Genomic DNA, 18,280 nt, shown 5'->3' with positions numbered 1-18,280 from the left:
AAAATTAAATTCCGATAGATTGTATAAATAAAAAAACCATCCGGTGATGGATGGCTGCATATAATTGGATTCAGATTTTTAGAAGTGCACCTGCCTGATTTCTCCCTCAATTTCTTCCGGGGTCTCATCATCTGATCTGATAAAAACCATGGTGATAATGGCTCCTGCGATCATGCATAAACCTCCAACTACAATATAATCCATTGCATAATTCCCAAAAAACCCGCTGACCACAGGCCCTCCGAAAATTCCGTTGATAATCTGGGGGATGACAATAAAGAAGTTGAAGATGCCCATATACACGCCCATTTTCTTCTGCGGAATGACTTCAATCAGCATGGCATAGGGCATGGCTAAAATACTTGCCCAGGCAAAGCCCAGGCCGATCATGGAGATCCAGAGTAAGTTGATATCTTTTATAAAGTACATGGAAATCAACCCGATTCCGCCACATAAAAGAGCTAAGGCATGCGTCTGTTTCTTCCCTATCGCTTTAGCGAGCGGAGTCAGCAGAAAGGCAAACGGGATGGCCCAGAGATTGTACATCCCGAACAGCTTTCCGGTAAGGTCTCCGGCATTATTAAAGGCCTTGGAATGCGTGTCTTCCGGTGACAGCCCGAAATGATGGGTAGCCAGCGCACTGGTGGTAAACACCCACATGGTAAACAAGGCGAACCATGAAAAAAACTGGACGGCGCCCAGCCTTTTCATCTGGGTCGGGATTCGTGCAAAATCCTTAAAGATGTCTGAGAACTTAGAAGTATGCACGGTTTCCGGATCCTCATTGGCAAATTCAGCAAACTCGCGGGGAGAGTATTCCTTGGTGGTGAAAATGGTATACAAGATCGTCAGCAGGAGCAGGAGCGCTCCCACATAAAAGGAATAAATCACATTATCAGCTACGAATCCTTCGGGTGCGGTATTGGAAATCCCCAGCTGCGTTAACCAGTCAGGCATATAGGATCCGATCACGGCCCCGATTCCGATTAAAATAGTCTGCACCGAAAACCCCAGCGTTCCCTGGTGTTTTGGAAGCATATCTCCCACCAGTGCACGGAAAGGCTCCATCGCTACGTTAATGGACGCATCCATCATCGCCAGGAAAATCACAGCCAGAAGCAATACGTTAGCGGCCATCATCTGTGTAGCAGAGGCGGCATTCGGCAACATGACCAAACCAATGGCGCATAGAACAGCTCCGATCAGGAAATACGGTTTACGCCTTCCCATCGGACTCCAGGTATTGTCTCCCAAATGACCGATAATCGGCTGAACGATCAGTCCGGTAACCGGAGCGACCAGCCAGAACCACGACAGCTCATGGACATCAGCTCCGAAATTCGCCAAGATACGGCTTGCGTTTCCGTTTTGCAGACCGAAAGCCATCTGGATACCCAGAAACCCCATGCTCATGTTAATGATCTGAGCCATGGAAAGATTCGGTTTCTTTCTTCCGGTAATCTCGCTTGAAATATATCTACCTTCCATTATTTTGTTTTTAATTTTTGAATCATCACATCTTCAATCGGTGTCTTTTCGGCCACGACCTGATCCACCACCTCATTAGGGACAGTCATGGAAAGCACATACTGCCTGATTTTCCATTGCCCGCTGATTTTTTCCAGCACCCCTGAACCGCGGCAGATCTTCATCTGGGTATCCAACAACTCGTCAAACCAGGCCATCTTACCGTCTTTGCTGAAATAGATATTCCTTTTCAGGGACGTAAAGTTCCATGTGGTTTTTTTTTCAAAATAAGGCTTAGCCCAGACTTTGAATGCCTGCTTGTCCCAGACTTCAGAAGCATCCGTTCCGATAAAGGAAGATTCTTCGGCGAAATAACTGAAGTAGGTATTGAAATCCGCTTTTGCGGCTGCCATATTAAAGGCATCGAGCATTGTGGAAATTGCTGCCTTTTCTTTTTCAAATTTTGTTTGCGCTGAGAGGGTTGTAAAACTGAGGACAAACAAGAAAATTGTAAAAATGATTGTTATTTTTTTCATGTTAATTTATTTTTTTCTATAAGCACAAAAAGCACTCATTTGTTTCACCCATGACACTGATGATTTATGAAATATATGAAACTATTTGGGTGATTTTTTAAATAACCATAGAAGTTTAAAAGGAGAATTAAAAATATTATGACCGCTTATCTGCTTATGTTTTGATTTGTTTTTTTATGAGGTAAGATATTCACTTCGCCTAAATACTCATTCAATTCTAAAATTAAAGGTGACTTTGCTGGAATTGCTAAAGTTTTATCCAATATAATTTCTTTCTCAGAGATAACATCAGTTCCTGAATAAAATCCTTTAAGTGATTCGTCAAAATATTTGAGGTCTAAAGTTTCTTCTTTTTCGCTATTATTCAAAACTACCATTACACTTTCATTTTCATTATATCTAAAATATACAAAAACATTATTCTGAGGAACAAAATTTTTAGTTTTTCCCGTGTGGACCACCTCTTTGCCTTTTCTCCAGTTTAATAATTTCTGTGTGAAGTAATGAAACTCCTTCTGCTCGGCAGTTTGTGAAGCTATTTTAAAAGCATTTTGTTTGTCAGACTTCCAGCCGCCCGGAAAATCTCTCCGGATGTCCGCATCACCGCCTTTGTTTTTATCCCCACGCATTCCGATTTCGGTTCCGTAGTAAATTTGAGGAATTCCGCGAACGGTTGCGATGATTGCCATTGCGAGTTTGTAAGCCTTCGGATCATTATTAAACATTTCATTCCATCTTTCGGTATCGTGATTTTCAAAGAATACAAGAAGATTGTTGATGTCCGGATACAGGAAATCATCAGTGAAGCTGTTGTAGAGTCTGTTCATTCCGTTATTCCAGCCTTCTTTTTCCTTAATGGCTTTCGGAAGTTCATCATACAGCTGAAAATCCATTACAGATGGGAGATTTGAATTGTAATTTGCGGCTTCTCCTGTCTTAGAATCCTTTTGCCAAGCAGAAATTTGCCCGGCAGTGCTCAACCATGTCTCCCCGACAATGTTGAATTTCGGATATTCATCAGTGATTGCTTTTGCCCATTTTGCCATGGCTTCCTTGTCATTGTACGGATAAGTATCTACCCGGAAACCTCCGAGTTCCGCATATTCAATCCACCAGATGGCATTTTGGGTTAAATATTTCAATACTAAAGGATTACTTTGATTAATATCGGGCATCGAAGTATCAAACCAGCCATCTAATGCAATTGTTTTGTCAACTTGGGAAGCATTTGGATCAAATTGTGAAGTGATTTTGTAGTTGGAACGTTTAAATCCATTTTCACCACCATTAAACCAATGAATCCAGTCTTTTGTGGGTAAATCTTTGATGATCCAGTGTGAAATCCCCCAGTGGTTGGTGACATAATCCATCACCAGCTTCATATTCCTTTTATTGAGTTCACGGGAAAGTTCACGGTAGTCTTCATTGGTTCCGTAACGGCCGTCGATTTTATAGAGGTCGGTCTGGGCATAGCCATGGTAGGAATACACTTTTTCATTATCTTCGTTTACCGGGGTCAGCCAGACCGCTGTGGCACCCAGATCCTGAATATAATCGAGGTGATTGATAATGCCGCGCAGGTCTCCGCCATGCCGTCCGTTGGGAAGGCTGCGGTTGGCTTTTTCGGTAAGCTCCGGCCTTGAATCATTTTTTTCATCGCCGTTGGCAAAACGGTCGGGCATGATGAGATACATGACATCTTTTGAAGTGAATGATCCGCGGGCTGCAGAACCCGGGCTTCTCTCTTTCAGCTCATAGGTATAAGAACCTGTATTTTTTCTTCCTTTCTTTGTCGTGATCTTAAATTTCGGAAAACTGACTTCATTGGTATTTACCGTAATGAACACATAGTTCGGGTTTTCAACCTTTTGGATATTGCTGATTTTCACTCCGTCTGAAAGCTCAATTTCCTGATCCGCAATATCCTTTCCGTACACCAGAATCTGAAGCTCGGGATTCTTCATCCCTTTCCACCAGAAAGCCGGTTCAACTTTTTCCAGGGTTTTGGTCTGGGAAAAGGTGGCGGACGCAACGGTACACGCAAAAATTACATATATTTTTTTCATACATTTAAAGATAATCAAATAGATTCTTATCCTTCAACATCGGGGGTTTTTTTTGCTATTTTATTGGCCAGCCAGCTTACGTAGAACAGCTGGAAGCTGTGGTAAATCATCACCGGCAGCAGAAACAGCACTTTCTGATCATCCGGAATTCCCAGAACCAAAAGGAACAGGCTGCCGTGGACCAGGGATTTTTTGGAACCGCAGAAGGTGGCCGTGATCCGGTCTTCAGTTTTAAAATTCATTTTCCGGGCTGTGAATGTCAGGATATGGTACACCGCAAAAAACAGGAATACCACACTGAGCGCCAAGATCAGGAATACCAAAGCAGGTACTGAAGCGAAGATATTTTCTATGAAAGCCGTGGAAAAACTTTCATAGACAATCAGCAGGATAATCAGCCGGTCAAATTCCGCAATGGCTGAGGAGTACCGGGTTACCCATTTTTTGAAAACGGGATTCAGCAGGATTCCCAGGATAATCGGCAGCAATACTTTGATCAGCAGCTGCTGTATGATTTCCCCCTGATGGCCGGAGTCTTCGGCCGGAACCAGGAAAAAGCTCATCAGCAATGGGGTCATGACAATTCCTATCAGTCCCGAAATGGAAGCATTGAAAATTGCCGAAGTCACATTGCCTTTAGCAATGGAAACCATCACCACCGAAGATGAAACGGTGGATGGCAGGCATGCCAGAAAAAATACGGAAAGCCAGATGCTCACATACCCTGAATCTTTCACCAAGGGATAGAACAGCAGTGCCAGCAACGGGAACAGAAGAAAAGTACCTGACTGAATGAGCACATGCAGCTTCCAGTTCGTAATATCTTTCACCACTTCTTTTAAATCCAGCTTAAGACCATACAGCAGGAAGATCCCGGCAATGCCCCAGTCTATAAAAGCGGAAAGGTTAAAGTATTGGTTATAGGATTCGTGATACGGGAAAAGCTTTGCCATCAGCACCATCACGGCCAGCAAGAAAAGAAAAAGATTCTGCCTGCTAAACATTTTAGTTATCAACATCATTAAAAGATATTTATTCGAAAAATAAAAATCCTTAAAGGCAAAACCTTTAAGGATGATAAAGTTAAGAAAATATTATTTACTGTACAGGCTTAATTGAGATCGCGAAACCACCGCTGCGTACCATTTTCATATTGATTTTGGATCTGCTTGTAATCTTCTTTTTATAGATGTTATAACTCTGAGGATTATTGACGTAGTCTGCATCCTTTCCGTCTTCATAGATTGTTGCTTCATACTTTTTCCCTTTGTCCAGGAAAGAGAAATCCAATGTGTAGTCACGCTTGTTTTCATCGGTAATTCCACCCACAAACCAGTTTTCCGTTCCTTTGGCTTTTCTGGCCGTCACTACATAATCTCCGGGTTCTGCCGACAGGATTTTGGTGTCGTCCCAGTCTGCAGCGACATCTTTGATAAACTGGAAGGCATCCATGTGCTTCCTGTAGTTTTCCGGTAAATCGGCGGCCATCTGCAGCGGCATGTACATGGTTACATACAGGGCCAGCTGTTTGGCCAGCGTGGTTTTTACGAAACGTGTATCACCCGGAAAGTAGTAATCCAGTTTGGTCTGGAAAATCCCCGGGGTATAATCCATCGAACCGCCCATCCACCTTGTAAACGGAAGAATGGTCTGATGGTCCGGATTGTTTCCGCCAAATGCCTCGTATTCGGTTCCGCGGGCGGCTTCAGCAGAAATGTAATTCGGATAGGTACGGCTTTCCCCGGTCGGACGAACCGACTCGTGGGAATTGACCATGATTTTATATTCATTGGCTTTTTCCGCAATCCTGTAATAATGATTGATCATCCATTGGGAATAATGGTGTTCCCCTCTCGGAATCACATCTCCCACGTATCCTGTTTTCACGGCATCGTAGCCGTATTTATTCATCAGCTGGAATGCCTTATCCGACCATCTTTCATAGTTGGTGGCAGAACCTGAAGTTTCGTGGTGCATGATCAGCTTGATGCCTTTGGAATGCGCATATTCGTTCAGCATTTTGATATCGAAATCCGGATAGGGCGTAATGAAATCAAAAACGTATTCTTTCGAACGCCCGAACCAGTCTTCCCAACCGATATTCCAGCCCTCGATCAGCAATCCCTGGAAACCGTTTTCAGCGGCGAAGTCGATGTATTCCTTTACTTTGGTATTATTGGCACCGTGTTTTCCGTTGGGCGTAAGCTTGGTAAAATCGGTCTGGCCTAAACGCACATTGGATTCCGGCTGCCCGTAGGCCCACTGGGATTTCCCGATGATCATTTCCCACCAGACGCCCATGTATTTGGTCGGGTGAATGTAAGAGGTATCGGTATATTTTGTAGGTTCGTTCAGGTTGAAAATCATCTTTGAATCCATAACTTCTTCCGCTTTCGGAGCCACGATAATGGTTCTCCACGGCGTTACGGAAGGCGTCTGCATATATCCTTTGGCTCCCTGACGGTCTGCCGTGAGGTGGGTTTTAAACTTAAAGTTTTGTGCATCCACCTCTAAGTGAGAAGCCGGATAATCCAGGACTGCGGCTTCCGCCAGGTTGATGTATAACGGTTGTTTGCCTTCTTTTTTAAGCATCAGCGGCGACTGAACCGCATTTTTGATCAGGGTCTGGGAAGCGTTGGCATCTGCCGCTTTCGGCCATCGTGCCGGAATTTCGGAGATTTTGGTTTCCTGATACTGGTATTCCTGGGAATCATAGTCTGCCACCATCCACCAGGCTTTCATATCGCTGGTTAAATCGATTTCAGAATCTTCTTCACGGATCACAAAATAGTTCAGGTTTTTCTGCTGCGGGAATTCATATCTGAATCCAAGTCCGTCATTAAATAGCCTGAATTTTACAATAATATTCCGGTCCGTTGTATCCTGATGTAAAGTAACCGCTAGTTCATTATAGTGATTGATATAGTTTTTCTTTTCACCCAAAACCGGCTGCCACGTTTCGTTTTTGGAATCTCTTTTTTCATCCGTTTTTGTGAAACCGTTGTTAAGATCAAATTTTACATCTTCCGGTTTTGCTATTTCAGAAGCGAACTTAATGGAGGTATCTTTAAATAACCTCAATCCCAGCTTTGAATCTTCCACCACTACGGCCCCGTTGTATTTTAAACTGTAATACGGAACACCCTGCTTCAGCTGAAAGTTCATTTCAAACTTTCCGTCCGGCGACTGTAACGTCTGTGCGTTAACCCCTGCAAACATCATCGAGAACAGCACTGCTCCCATGGTAATTTTCTTCATAATGACTCTTATAAGTTTTAAAAATAAAAAAAGTGCTGCTCAAAAGCAACACTTTGCTATATAATTCAATTTTAATCAATATTGATCTTAATTACTAATAAACGGGAATTGCAGAATAAGCGCCTGTAATATCATTAAAATAAATATCGTAATGGAAAGAAGTTGTAAGCGGAATATTTCCTCCACTGGTAGTTGCTATTCCAAAAAATTCTTCGGCAACTCCCCAACCTGTTGCCCAATCATGATTAGCTCTGAATTTAAATTCTCCCGAATTCAGCATTACATTCTTCTTAACCCAAACATGCGGATCAAAAGTTGACTTTTGCAAATCTACGTCTGTACTCCAGTTACCAGATGCAGTCCCAATCATCGAGATAAAATTATAGGTTAGTGTAGGCGGTGTAATTGCTGTTATTGTATAAGTCAGTGCTGATGTATTGATAGTTAATTTATAATATCCTGATGCTGCTACAGTAATATTCCCAGAACCTCCGCCTGTACTCAAACTACCTGTAGACGAACCTGTGCCATACTGGGTGTCCCAGCTTCCGGGACTCTTGATAATTTTAAATCCCCCGATTGCAAAATAACCTGTGTATGTGTAGATATTTCCGGAAGCAGATTTCAATAATGGATAAATTTTATCATTTGTAGCTTCATTTGTCCATCCACCGGCAGTGGCATCACCAATTAGATATAGATCTGTAAAGTTGTATACCGGGCCTAAGAGATATGGAGTAACAGACAACGTTGTTATATCTGAATAAAAAGCCGCCGAACCAATCATTGTTTTCAGCCTAACTTCAATCTGTGCCACAACATTTGGTGAAGCACCTAAAGCAAACGCAATATCATTTACTTGTTTGTTAGTAAGGGTAATAGGAGAACTTACCGCCTCTATGTTGGAAGCACCTGTGAAATTCTTTCCTTTAAGCCCGAACTGCAGCTGCTGCGTCGAAACGACAGCAACATCAAATTTTGACTTGCTCCAGTTAACAGACAATGCAGAAGCATCAGGATTATCTTTATCTAAAACAAGTGTTGTTTTGCTAAGTGTCGTTGTACTTCTGGTAATTTCAGTAACGATCGCCTGGTCTTCATCTTTTTCACAAGAAATTATAAAAAAACCAATAATGGTAATTGCTAATATTTTAAGTAAATTTTTCATTTGAATACTGTTAAAAATTAATATCCAGGATTTTGAATCAAATTAGGATTGGCTACAATATCATTAGCCGGAATAGGGAATAGATTTCTATATTCTTCTACCGATTTTCCGTCTTTTACACCGCCCTTCCAAGGCCATAGATAAGAAGCCGACGTAAACTTTCCGTATCTTATAAGGTCGGTTCTTCTGGTTGCTTCCCAAGACAATTCTCTTGCTCTTTCATCTAAGAAAAAGTCTGTATTTACTGTTGAAACATTATTAGCTCCTGCTCGTGTTCTTAGAGCATTTACATATCCTAATGCTGTGGCTACATTACCACCATTGCCGCCTCGGGTAACAGCCTCACCATACATTAAATAAATATCAGCCAAACGGTATAAGGGAATGTCTGCATCTACAAAATTACCGGCAGCATCAGAACCTGGTGCATTATTGACATATTTAATATTCTTATACTTGATAAAAGCATAGCCATCTGTAAAAGAGGCTAAATTATTAATTTCCAGGTTTTGTCCGTTTGTATAAAAATTTCCTCTCTGATCATTTGGTGAACCTGAGAAAAGATTAACAAAAGATTTTGTCGTTCTTAAACCTCCCCAGCCACCATTGACTCCGAATTGGGCAGCAGGCATAGAGCCTCCTATAGCAGCATGTACCATAAATGTTGAACCTCCGTAAGTTCTGGTGCTCGTCCCGTCATAGTTTACTGATAAAATAACTTCTGGGTTATTCAGATTATTATCAGCCATAAACAGAGATCCGTAATTTGACTTTAAAGCATACCCTGCATTAATCACTTTGTTACAGTAAGTAATGCAATCTGTATATCTTGCTGTACCAGTATACACTTGTGCATTCAGATATAATCTTGCCAACAATGCCCATGCAGCAGCTTTATCTGCTCTACCATATTCGTTCGTTTTAGCATCTTTCAAATCATTGGCACAAGCCAGAAGTTCAGCTTCAACATACTTGAATAATTCTGCTCTCACAATTCTTGGTGGTGGACTGGCGATAATTTCTGTATTTTCGGTGACATTGGGTACATTTCCAAAAAGATCTAAAGCATGATAATAAGATTGAGCCCGTAAAAATCGAGCTTCTGCATGCATATATTTTGCTTCTGTAAGATTATTACCTGAGATTCCGTTAGATGAAAGTTTTTCATCAGTTGTATTTTTAATAAATTCATTGCTTACTGCAATCACATTAAAAATTCTATAATATATTGCCGCTACAAAAGGGTTTGATGCATTCCAGGTCATGTTGTGCATTTCCGGTAAACCGGCATCTGCCCAGGCAATGACCGCTTCATCAGTGGTAAGCACCTGCAGACTGTACATCTGGCGAAGATAATTAGAAAATCCGCCATCAATACCTCCTATATCTGTATTGCCGTCACCATTATTCTGATCTCCCTGACCTCCTATTGCTAGACCTGCATAAATTTTACCTAATGCAGGTTTATAATTATTAAAATCTTTGTATAGTACAGTTGATGTAAGACCTAAAGTGGGTTCTCTTTCCAGATCAGATGTACAAGATCCGGCTGATATCAAGGTTCCTAAAATAATAGAACCGATAATTAATTTTTTATATAAATATCTATTTTTCATGTTAATTAAAATTGAAAGTTAAAACCTACCGAATATACTTTTGGCCTTTGGTAAAAACCATTGTCGATACCGCCAAAAACTTCAGGGTCAATACCTTTATATTTGGTAATCACAAATACGTTCTGTGCCATCGCATTTACTCTAAGATTGGTGCCTTTGCCCATAAATTCACCTGCATTATATGCAATGGTAAAATTGTCCATTCTTAAGAAAGAGGCGTCTTCTATAAACATGTCTGAAAACAATTGTGTGGCTGTAAACTGAGTATAAAGAACACTTGAGTTCGTATTACTTAAAAAATTATTATTCTGAATATTTGCAATAGAGCTGTTAGAACCGGAATTATTATATACATAGTTTCCTAAAATTGCTCGAAGTGAGGTGGCAATTTCCCACTTTTTAAAATTTACTTTTGTTGAAAATCCTAAGATCACATCTGGTGTAGGTGATTTGTAGAAGTATTTATCTGCTTCATTTTGTACACCATCACCATTTCGGTCTACATATAGATTTTCAATTGGTTTACCATTAGTATCGTAAACCTGCTGATATACGAAGAATGAGTTTAATGGCTGGCCTACAGTAATCGCCTGAATGTAGTTATTGATACCGGAAATGGTTCCTGCATCAATTTTATATGACGCAGCTACATATTCCGATAAGCTGTTTACTTTAGGGTTAAATCTTGTTGCATTAAAATTTAAATTCCAAGTCAAATTGTCATTTTTTATAGGAATAATATTCAAATTGGCTTCGATACCTTTATTTGCTATCACTCCTACATTTTTAATATTAAAATTACTCAAATCTCCGGCCCAGGTAGGAACCTTGGCAATTAAATTCTCAGATTTTTTATCAAAATAATCTACTGAACCGTTAATTCTATTATTTAAAATGCCAAAATCCAGTCCTATATTTTTCGTTGTCGTTGTTTCCCATACAAGATTAGGATTATAAACATCCGGACGAAGCAAAGTATAAAAATTTTGTCCAAACTGATATTGCGCTGTACTGCTGTTACTATAAGAATAAGAACCGAAAGCGGGGAAAAATTTACCCGTTTCCTGCTGTCCAGTTTTACCCCAACCTGCTCTTATTTTCAGAGAATTGATGGTAGTTATATTTTTCAGGAAGCTTTCCTCATTAAGTTTCCATGCAATAGATACTGCTGGGAAATTTCCCCAAAGCTGATCTTTGTCTTTACTGTTCCAGAAAGTAGAAGAGCCGTCTCTTCTGATCGAACCATTAATAATATATCTGTCTGCGATAGTGAATATACCTCTCGCATAAAATGATAATAATGTTTTTCTGTCATCACCTGGCAATGAAAAATCCGTTTTCTGACCATTTCCATAATATGTTGGAGCCTCCGGAGTTATCGAACGTGTATCTTGATACGAATAACCACCTATAATGTCAACTGTCGTATTTATCGGATCAATCTTTTTAGCATAATTTAGATAAGATTCAAATAGTTTACTCTTAATTTCTTGTGAATAGGATCTGTAAGAACCCAATGTACCAATCCCTGAAGCAAAATCTCTGGATACATTTACAGAACCATCACTTTTTGCATAATCATAGGATCCTGTAATATTTAATCTTAAATCGGGTAAAAAATGAAATTTATAATCTAACTGTAAGCTTGGTATAATTCTGAATACAGATGATATATCCCTTTTACCATACAACAATCCTAGTGGATTCCTTGTACCGTTCACATTTAATCCTGTAACAGTGTTTTGAGCATCCAGCCATTCATAATATCCTCCATAATTTGAATTCCCGGAGTAAACAGGTTGCGTTGGATCAAAATAAATAGAAGCACCAATGGCACCCGTATCAGGGAATCTGTTTTCACTAAAGGTCCCTTTAAAATTACCATTTACAGTTAAATGATTATCTAAAAATTTAGGTGAGAAATTCAGGCCTAACGAAGTTCTTCTAAACTCATTGGTTCTTACAATACCATTCTGTTCATTGTATCCTAGAGAAACCCTGTAAGGCAGACCTTTTACTCCACCTGAGAAAGCCACATTATTATCTGTTCCCCAGGCTTGTTGATAAATAAGATCCTGCCAGTTCGTATCTGATGTTCCCAAAAGGGCTTTTTGCTGATCTGTTCCATAGGTATTAACAAAACCTCTGAATTGGCCACCATCCAACACATCAACAATTCCCATTTTTGTTGAAACAGAAAAATTTGTATTAAAATTAACCCTGAATTTTCCGGATGATCCTTTTTTAGTTGTAATTAGAATTACCCCGTTTGAAGCTCTGTTTCCATAGATTGCCGCAGAAGAAGCGTCCTTCAAAATATCAAAAGTTTCAATATCATTAGGATTGATTAATGACAGAGGATTTGTGGCGCCGCTTAAACTGTTATAATCAATAGGCACACCGTCAATTACGATAAGAGGATCATTATTGATAAATGAAGATCCACCACGTACTCTTATGGTAGAGCCCGAACCCGGAGCTCCGCTATTTCCTGTAATTTGCACTCCTGGGGTTTTACCAACAATGAGTTGATCTGCTGTTGACGCACCTCCATTAAAGTCTTTAGAACTGATAGAAGAGATAGATCCCGTCAAATCAGTTTTTTTCTGTTTTCCATACCCAATCAGTACCACCTCCTCAATTTTTTTCTCCTTGGTCGTAGAGTCGGTCTGCGCATGAATCATTGTGCTGGCCAGTAAGAAGGCCGGCGCAATTTTTAATACCGTTGTAAAATTCTTCACAATATTATTTTTATATAGTTTCTTTATCAATCATCCCGGCATCAGCCAGTCCCTGCAATTTAAAAAAAAATTAGAATTATGTTAATTTTATTATAAATTAAGTTAAAATTGTGTAGATTGATATATTTTCCAACTTATTATATTCAATTCCAGGTGTTTGAATTAAAATATGCTTAACATAACACTATAATTATTTAATAAAAAGTTAAACTTATGTTTAACTTAATGACATAGCCCATTGTCTCCGTAGACTAAAAACCATTAATTTTTAAGGCACAGGAATTCCGCAGATATTCATTATCTTTGCGTATAAAACTTTACAATACGATGTCAGACAGAAAGATGATTACGGCGGCGTTGCCTTACGCCAACGGTCCGGTTCACATAGGGCATTTGGCAGGGGTGTATATTCCTGCGGATGTGTATGCAAGATTTCAGAGAAGATCAGGAAAAGACGTAGCCTTTATCTGCGGTTCAGATGAACATGGGATCCCCATTACCATCAGGGCCAAAAAAGAAGGGGTCATGCCTCAGGATATTGTGGATAAGTATCATGAAATCATTAAAAAATCATTTTCCGACTTAGGGATTTCGTTTGACGAATATTCCAGGACGACATCTGAAAAACATTACGAAACCAGCCAGGACTTCTTCAAAGTACTGTATGACAAAGGAAAATTCACCGAAGAAGTTTCCGAACAGTATTTTGATGAGCAGGCGAATGAATTCTTGGCAGACCGCTATATCGTGGGAACATGCCCGAACTGCGGCAATGAAAATGCGTACGGCGACCAGTGCGAAAGGTGCGGCTCTACCCTGTCGCCTTCGGAGCTGATCAACCCGAAATCGATGCTGAGCGGCAATGTCCCGATTCTCAAGGAAACCAAGAACTGGTACCTTCCATTGAATGAGTATGAAGATTTCCTGAATGAATGGATTATTGAAGGCCATAAAGACGACTGGAAACCCAACGTATACGGACAGGTAAAATCATGGCTGAATGACGGCCTGAAGCCTCGTGCCATGACCCGCGACCTTAACTGGGGCGTTCCGGTTCCGCTGCCGGGTGCCGAAGGGAAAGTGCTGTATGTATGGTTTGATGCCCCGATCGGTTATATTTCCTTTACCAAGGAATGGGCAGAGAAAAACGGGAAAGACTGGAAAGATTACTGGCAGAGTGAAGACAGCGATCTGGTCCATTTTATCGGTAAAGATAATATCGTATTCCACTGTATTATTTTTCCTGCGATGATGAAAGCCCACGGGAATTTCATTATGCCCGACAATGTTCCGGCTTTTGAATTCCTGAATCTGGAAAACGATAAAATCTCAACCTCCAGAAACTGGGCAGTCTGGGCGCATGAATATGTGGAGGACTTCCCGGGACAGCAGGATGTGTTACGGTATGCCCTTTTATCATCCGCTCCGGAGACAAAAGATAATAATTTTACCTGGAAAGATTTCCAGACCAAGAATAATTCGGAGCTCGTAGGGATTTTCGGAAACTTCATCAACCGGGTGGCGGTGCTGATCCATAAATATTATGACGGCGTGGTTCCGCAAGGTGATGTTAATGCCCCGGAGTTGCAGGAAATTAATAAGGCAGCCAATGAAATTTCAATCTTCCTGAACAATTATGAATTTAGGAATGCTTTAACGGCGTTAATGAATCTGGCCCGTTTCGGAAACCAATATCTTCAGGCGGAAGAGCCCTGGAAGACCATTAAGGACAACCCTGAAAAAGCAGCCGGTTCCTTATTTGTCGGTGCCCAGATTGCTGTGGCCCTGGCCCAGCTGTGCGAGCCGTTTATGCCGTTCAGCTCGGAAAAATTACTGAAGATGTTCAATGTTCAGGAACTGAGCTGGAGCGATGTTGAAACTCAAAACGTTTTAATAGAAACCGGACATACCATCAATGAATCATCCCTTCTGTTCTCAAAAATCGAAGACGATGTGATCGAAGCCCAGATCCAGAAACTGGAAAACACCAAACAGAACAATAAAAAAACCAATCCTAACGCCAACCCCATGAAAGAAGAAATCACCTTTGATGATTTTACGAAAATCGACTTAAGAACGGCAACGATCATCGAAGCTGAAAAAGTGGAAAAAGCAGATAAATTATTAAAGCTGAAAGTAGATACGGGCGTGGACGTAAGAACCGTGGTTTCAGGAATCGCAGAAAGCTTTACCGCTGAAGAAGTGATCGGGAAGCAGGTGATGATCCTTCTCAACCTGGCACCGAGAAAAATAAGGGGGATTGAATCCCAGGGGATGCTGTTGTTAACGACAAAACCGGATGGAAAATTATCATTCGTGACACCGGATGACAGCAATGTGGAAAACGGTATCGAGATCGGATAATTTAAATATTCTTAATAAATTAAAGACACATCGCTCGATGTGTCTTTTTGCTTTCAGTGTCATTACGAGAAGTGCAGCGACGAAGCAATCTCATCCATCTTAAAAACAAAGTTTAAACTGAAGAACCTGTCTCAATTAGCCGGAAAACATATTCTCTCACAGATTATGGTGATTAAGCAAATGCAAATAAACATCTGCTAAATTTGTTAAATCTGCGAATAGAATACATGTATATTCGAATAAGATTTAAAATCGACTATAAAAAGATTGCTTCGCTCTGCTCGAAATGACAATCAGTAGTTTACTTTTTCGTCAGTCTTGCCAGGTAGGCATCCTCGTCCTGCAGTATCTTTTCAATAACAAAGCCGTTATATTCCGCCGCATTTTTCAGCGTATTAAAATCCAGGTAAAGCCATTTGATCGGGTCTTCCGATTCCCCTTTATAATGCACCACATAATCCAGCTCCCCGTAATACCCGCCAGCCGGAATCAGAACCCCGCCATCTTCCTCATCACGGTCAAACATATACAGGATATCCGTACTGTCGATAAGGATCTGCCCTTTCTCATTAAGCAACGAATACAGCTTTTTCAAATAGGTATCAATGGTGGAAAGGCTCCGGAAAATCCCGGTCCCGTTCATCAGCAGGAGGATGGTATCAAAAGTTTCCCCGGAAAAATGAAGTATGTTTTCGCAGACTGCCGTTTGAACCCCTCTCAGCTTACAGACTTCAATGGATTTGGGTGAAATATCCAGGGCGGTCACGTCCAGGTTTCTTTCATTCTGAAGATACAAAGCATGGGAACCCGCGCCTGCTCCGATGTCCAGTACTTTTCCGTGAGCCCGTTCAAGTGCTTTCTGCTCCATCCCGTTCATCTCTTCAAAATCCCTTAACAGGTAGGCTACCGGAAGTTCATCCAGCTCCGAAATGGACGTTTCCGTCTGCAGGTCTTCAGGATTTTCGTTGTGGTAATAATCGTGGATGGCTTGGCCCATTAGATCTTTCATGATGGAATTTTTGATATGGTAAAGATAATGAATTTTAAAAATGATTGAATTAATAAAAGACTGCAATAATCACCCGGTATTTATAGATATAGCATTTAATCATTCCATAAGAAAACTTTGATGTTTTAGATTAGTTTCATCATCACCCGTAAATATTAAAGCAAACTTAAGAACATTTAAAGTATTTTTGATTTCGTTATAGATTAAAGTTAACCAATGAAATTCATCTTTAAATATGCATGTTTGATTATTCTGTTTTTTCTTATTAATCGATAAGACTAAAATTTATGCAGATTTTACAACATCAAATTCAAATATTATTATTCTCCCTGTCTTAATTATTTTGATTATTTTAAATATTATTATCCTGTATTTTTATGATTTCAAAAAGCAAAATAAATTCATCTATAATAATTTAGTCGTAGCATTTTTACTTATTCTTTTTGGAATACACCTAATATTTGATTACAGGCAGTCAAAAAAAGAAATAAAATTCCAGCTTTATGTTCCTAATAATATTATGCTCAAACAAATAGGCCATGAAATAAAATTATATACTGATAACACTTTTGAAATAAGTGAATACTGGCATGGAGAAAGTAGACATTACTTCGGTAAATATAGCCTCAAAAACAACATCCTTATTTTTAATGATGAGCATATTGAAGATAAAACACAGGATCAGATTACAACAAGCTATTATCTGAATCAAAACACTAAGGATTTTATTGCTTTAAATACCGGATATTATAATCTGAAATCACATATAAGATAATAATCAAAATTATATTCCTCCATCACCATCATAACCAAATTCTATTTCCACCCCTTCCCTCTTGTCATAATATTTCCCTAACTTGTCTCTACCAAAAGAAGATGGATTGAATGACAAACAAAAATTTTAATTTACATAAAGGATTCACGTTCAGTAAGCATGTTCCGGAAGAAATCTCGCATTTCGACCGGGTTTTTGATGTGTTCAAGGATCTGCTGACGCATACCTCCGGCGACATTGAAGAAGCCTTCGAGTGGCTCGATATGCTGGATAAGGAATATGATATTTTCACCGATGAATATACCCTGCAGGATTTTGAAGAAGACCTGAAAAAACGCGGCTATATCAAGGAAGAAATTGACCCGGAAAAAGGAAATACCGGAACCGGGAAAGGCAAAAATGTACTGACGGCCAAACTGGAAGCGGCCCTTCGTGAATTTGCCCTCGACCAGATTTTCGGGAAACTGAAAAAAAGCGGGATCGGGAACCACCGCACGTCCAAAACAGGAATCGGTGACGAACGCGATGGTGAACACCGTACTTTCCAGTATGGCGATGACCTTTCTACCGTGAATATGACCGAAAGCCTTAAGAATGCCCAGATCAACAATGGGATTTCAGACCTGCGGCTGACGGAAGACGACCTCATCGTAGAGGAAACCCGGCATAAAGCACAGATGAGCACGGTGCTGATGATCGACATCAGCCACTCCATGATCCTCTACGGCGAAGACCGGATCACGCCTGCGAAAAAAGTAGCGATGGCACTGGTTGAACTGATCAAACGGAAATACCCCAAGGATTCCATTGACATTATTGTCTTCGGAAATGAAGCCTGGCCGATCAAGGTGAAAGATCTTCCCTACCTGCAGGTCGGGCCTTACCATACCAATACTGTAGCAGGCCTGGAACTGGCGATGGATATCCTCCGCAGGAAAAGGAATACCAACAAGCAGATTTTCATGATCACCGACGGGAAACCGAGCTGCATACAGCTTCCTACCGGGGAATTTTACATGAACAGCAACGGACTGGATGAAATGATCGTTTCCCAGTGTCTCAACAGGGCGGCGCAGGCCCGGAAGCTGAAAATTCCGATTACCACGTTCATGATTGCCCAGGATCCTTACCTGCGTAAGTTTGTGGAAGCTTTTACCGCCCAGAACCAGGGGAAAGCATTCCTGACAGGGCTCTCAGGACTCGGACAGATGATTTTTGAAGATTACGAGAGAAACAGGAAAAAGAGGATATGAGGTTAGATTTCAGATGCAAGATATCAG

Annotated in this window: 12 protein-coding genes; 3 read left to right on the top strand and 9 right to left on the bottom strand. The window is 40.5% G+C overall.

What is annotated here, in order from left to right; all coding sequences use genetic code 11:
• Positions 1-78: 78 nt before the first annotated feature.
• The 8 genes from H561_RS0107965 to H561_RS0107930 all read right to left on the bottom strand — a co-directional run bounded on the left by H561_RS0107965 (position 79) and on the right by H561_RS0107930 (position 12,852).
• Positions 79-1,488: an MFS transporter gene (locus H561_RS0107965; RefSeq protein ID WP_034761652.1), complete on the bottom strand. Its 1,410-nt coding sequence runs from the start codon at positions 1,486-1,488 to the stop codon at positions 79-81.
• On the bottom strand, positions 1,488-2,003 hold the full coding sequence (locus tag H561_RS0107960) for a nuclear transport factor 2 family protein (RefSeq protein WP_027386516.1): 516 nt from the start codon (positions 2,001-2,003) through the stop codon (positions 1,488-1,490). The genes H561_RS0107965 and H561_RS0107960 overlap by 1 nt, the downstream gene beginning before the upstream one ends.
• A 146-nt stretch (positions 2,004-2,149) precedes the next feature.
• Entirely contained in the window at positions 2,150-4,069 is a 1,920-nt protein-coding gene (locus H561_RS22265) for a glycoside hydrolase family 13 protein (RefSeq protein ID WP_051349336.1), read from the bottom strand.
• Between the two features lie 26 nt (positions 4,070-4,095).
• Positions 4,096-5,088 (bottom strand): bile acid:sodium symporter, encoded by a 993-nt coding sequence (locus H561_RS0107950; protein WP_394330846.1) that lies wholly within the window; start codon positions 5,086-5,088, stop codon positions 4,096-4,098.
• A gap of 79 nt (positions 5,089-5,167) precedes the next feature.
• Positions 5,168-7,327, bottom strand: a complete 2,160-nt coding sequence (locus tag H561_RS0107945) for a glycoside hydrolase family 97 protein (RefSeq protein WP_027386514.1) — start codon at positions 7,325-7,327, stop codon at positions 5,168-5,170.
• 94 nt (positions 7,328-7,421) lie between these two features.
• Positions 7,422-8,495: a SusE domain-containing protein gene (locus H561_RS0107940; RefSeq protein ID WP_027386513.1), complete on the bottom strand. Its 1,074-nt coding sequence runs from the start codon at positions 8,493-8,495 to the stop codon at positions 7,422-7,424.
• 17 nt (positions 8,496-8,512) lie between these two features.
• On the bottom strand, positions 8,513-10,111 hold the full coding sequence (locus tag H561_RS0107935) for a RagB/SusD family nutrient uptake outer membrane protein (RefSeq protein ID WP_027386512.1): 1,599 nt from the start codon (positions 10,109-10,111) through the stop codon (positions 8,513-8,515).
• 5 nt (positions 10,112-10,116) lie between these two features.
• The gene (locus tag H561_RS0107930; protein WP_027386511.1) at positions 10,117-12,852 is read right to left on the bottom strand and encodes a SusC/RagA family TonB-linked outer membrane protein; all 2,736 of its coding nucleotides are present in this window, start codon (positions 12,850-12,852) and stop codon (positions 10,117-10,119) included.
• A gap of 327 nt (positions 12,853-13,179) precedes the next feature.
• On the opposite strand from H561_RS0107930, the gene metG reads away from it, so the two are divergent.
• A complete protein-coding gene (metG, locus tag H561_RS0107925; RefSeq protein ID WP_027386510.1) occupies positions 13,180-15,216 on the top strand; it encodes a methionine--tRNA ligase in 2,037 nt (678 codons plus the stop codon).
• 301 nt (positions 15,217-15,517) lie between these two features.
• Here the strand turns inward: metG and H561_RS0107920 are convergent, their stop codons facing one another.
• Positions 15,518-16,225, bottom strand: coding sequence for a class I SAM-dependent methyltransferase (locus H561_RS0107920; protein WP_027386509.1), 708 nt, complete (start codon positions 16,223-16,225; stop codon positions 15,518-15,520).
• A gap of 343 nt (positions 16,226-16,568) precedes the next feature.
• Here H561_RS0107920 and H561_RS24120 point away from each other — a divergent pair, with 343 nt between their 5' ends.
• Together H561_RS24120 and H561_RS0107910 are read left to right on the top strand one after the other, a co-directional pair.
• Entirely contained in the window at positions 16,569-17,000 is a 432-nt protein-coding gene (locus tag H561_RS24120; protein ID WP_027386508.1) for a hypothetical protein, read from the top strand.
• Between the two features lie 110 nt (positions 17,001-17,110).
• Positions 17,111-18,253, top strand: a complete 1,143-nt coding sequence (locus H561_RS0107910; protein ID WP_027386507.1) for a vWA domain-containing protein — start codon at positions 17,111-17,113, stop codon at positions 18,251-18,253.
• The last annotated feature ends 27 nt before the right edge of the window (positions 18,254-18,280 follow it).

This window comes from Chryseobacterium gregarium DSM 19109, from assembly GCF_000430845.1.
Lineage (GTDB): Bacteria > Bacteroidota > Bacteroidia > Flavobacteriales > Weeksellaceae > Chryseobacterium > Chryseobacterium gregarium.
The sequence above is the reverse complement of the archived record's forward strand: the minus strand, read 5'-3'. Positions and strand labels throughout refer to the sequence as shown.

Bases quoted from the DNA above. Each gene is read 5' to 3' on its own strand.
- H561_RS0107965 (WP_034761652.1), bottom strand. From the start codon at position 1,488: ATGGAAGGTAGATATATTTCAAGCGAGATTACCGGAAGAAAGAAACCG.
- H561_RS0107950 (WP_394330846.1), bottom strand. From the start codon at position 5,088: ATGTTGATAACTAAAATGTTTAGCAGGCAGAATCTTTTTCTTTTCTTG.
- metG (WP_027386510.1), top strand. From the start codon at position 13,180: ATGTCAGACAGAAAGATGATTACGGCGGCGTTGCCTTACGCCAACGGT.
- H561_RS0107910 (WP_027386507.1), top strand. From the start codon at position 17,111: ATGACAAACAAAAATTTTAATTTACATAAAGGATTCACGTTCAGTAAG.
- H561_RS0107945 (WP_027386514.1), bottom strand. From the start codon at position 7,327: ATGAAGAAAATTACCATGGGAGCAGTGCTGTTCTCGATGATGTTTGCA.
- H561_RS0107940 (WP_027386513.1), bottom strand. From the start codon at position 8,495: ATGAAAAATTTACTTAAAATATTAGCAATTACCATTATTGGTTTTTTT.
- H561_RS0107960 (WP_027386516.1), bottom strand. From the start codon at position 2,003: ATGAAAAAAATAACAATCATTTTTACAATTTTCTTGTTTGTCCTCAGT.
- H561_RS22265 (WP_051349336.1), bottom strand. From the start codon at position 4,069: ATGAAAAAAATATATGTAATTTTTGCGTGTACCGTTGCGTCCGCCACC.
- H561_RS0107920 (WP_027386509.1), bottom strand. From the start codon at position 16,225: ATGAAAGATCTAATGGGCCAAGCCATCCACGATTATTACCACAACGAA.
- H561_RS0107935 (WP_027386512.1), bottom strand. From the start codon at position 10,111: ATGAAAAATAGATATTTATATAAAAAATTAATTATCGGTTCTATTATT.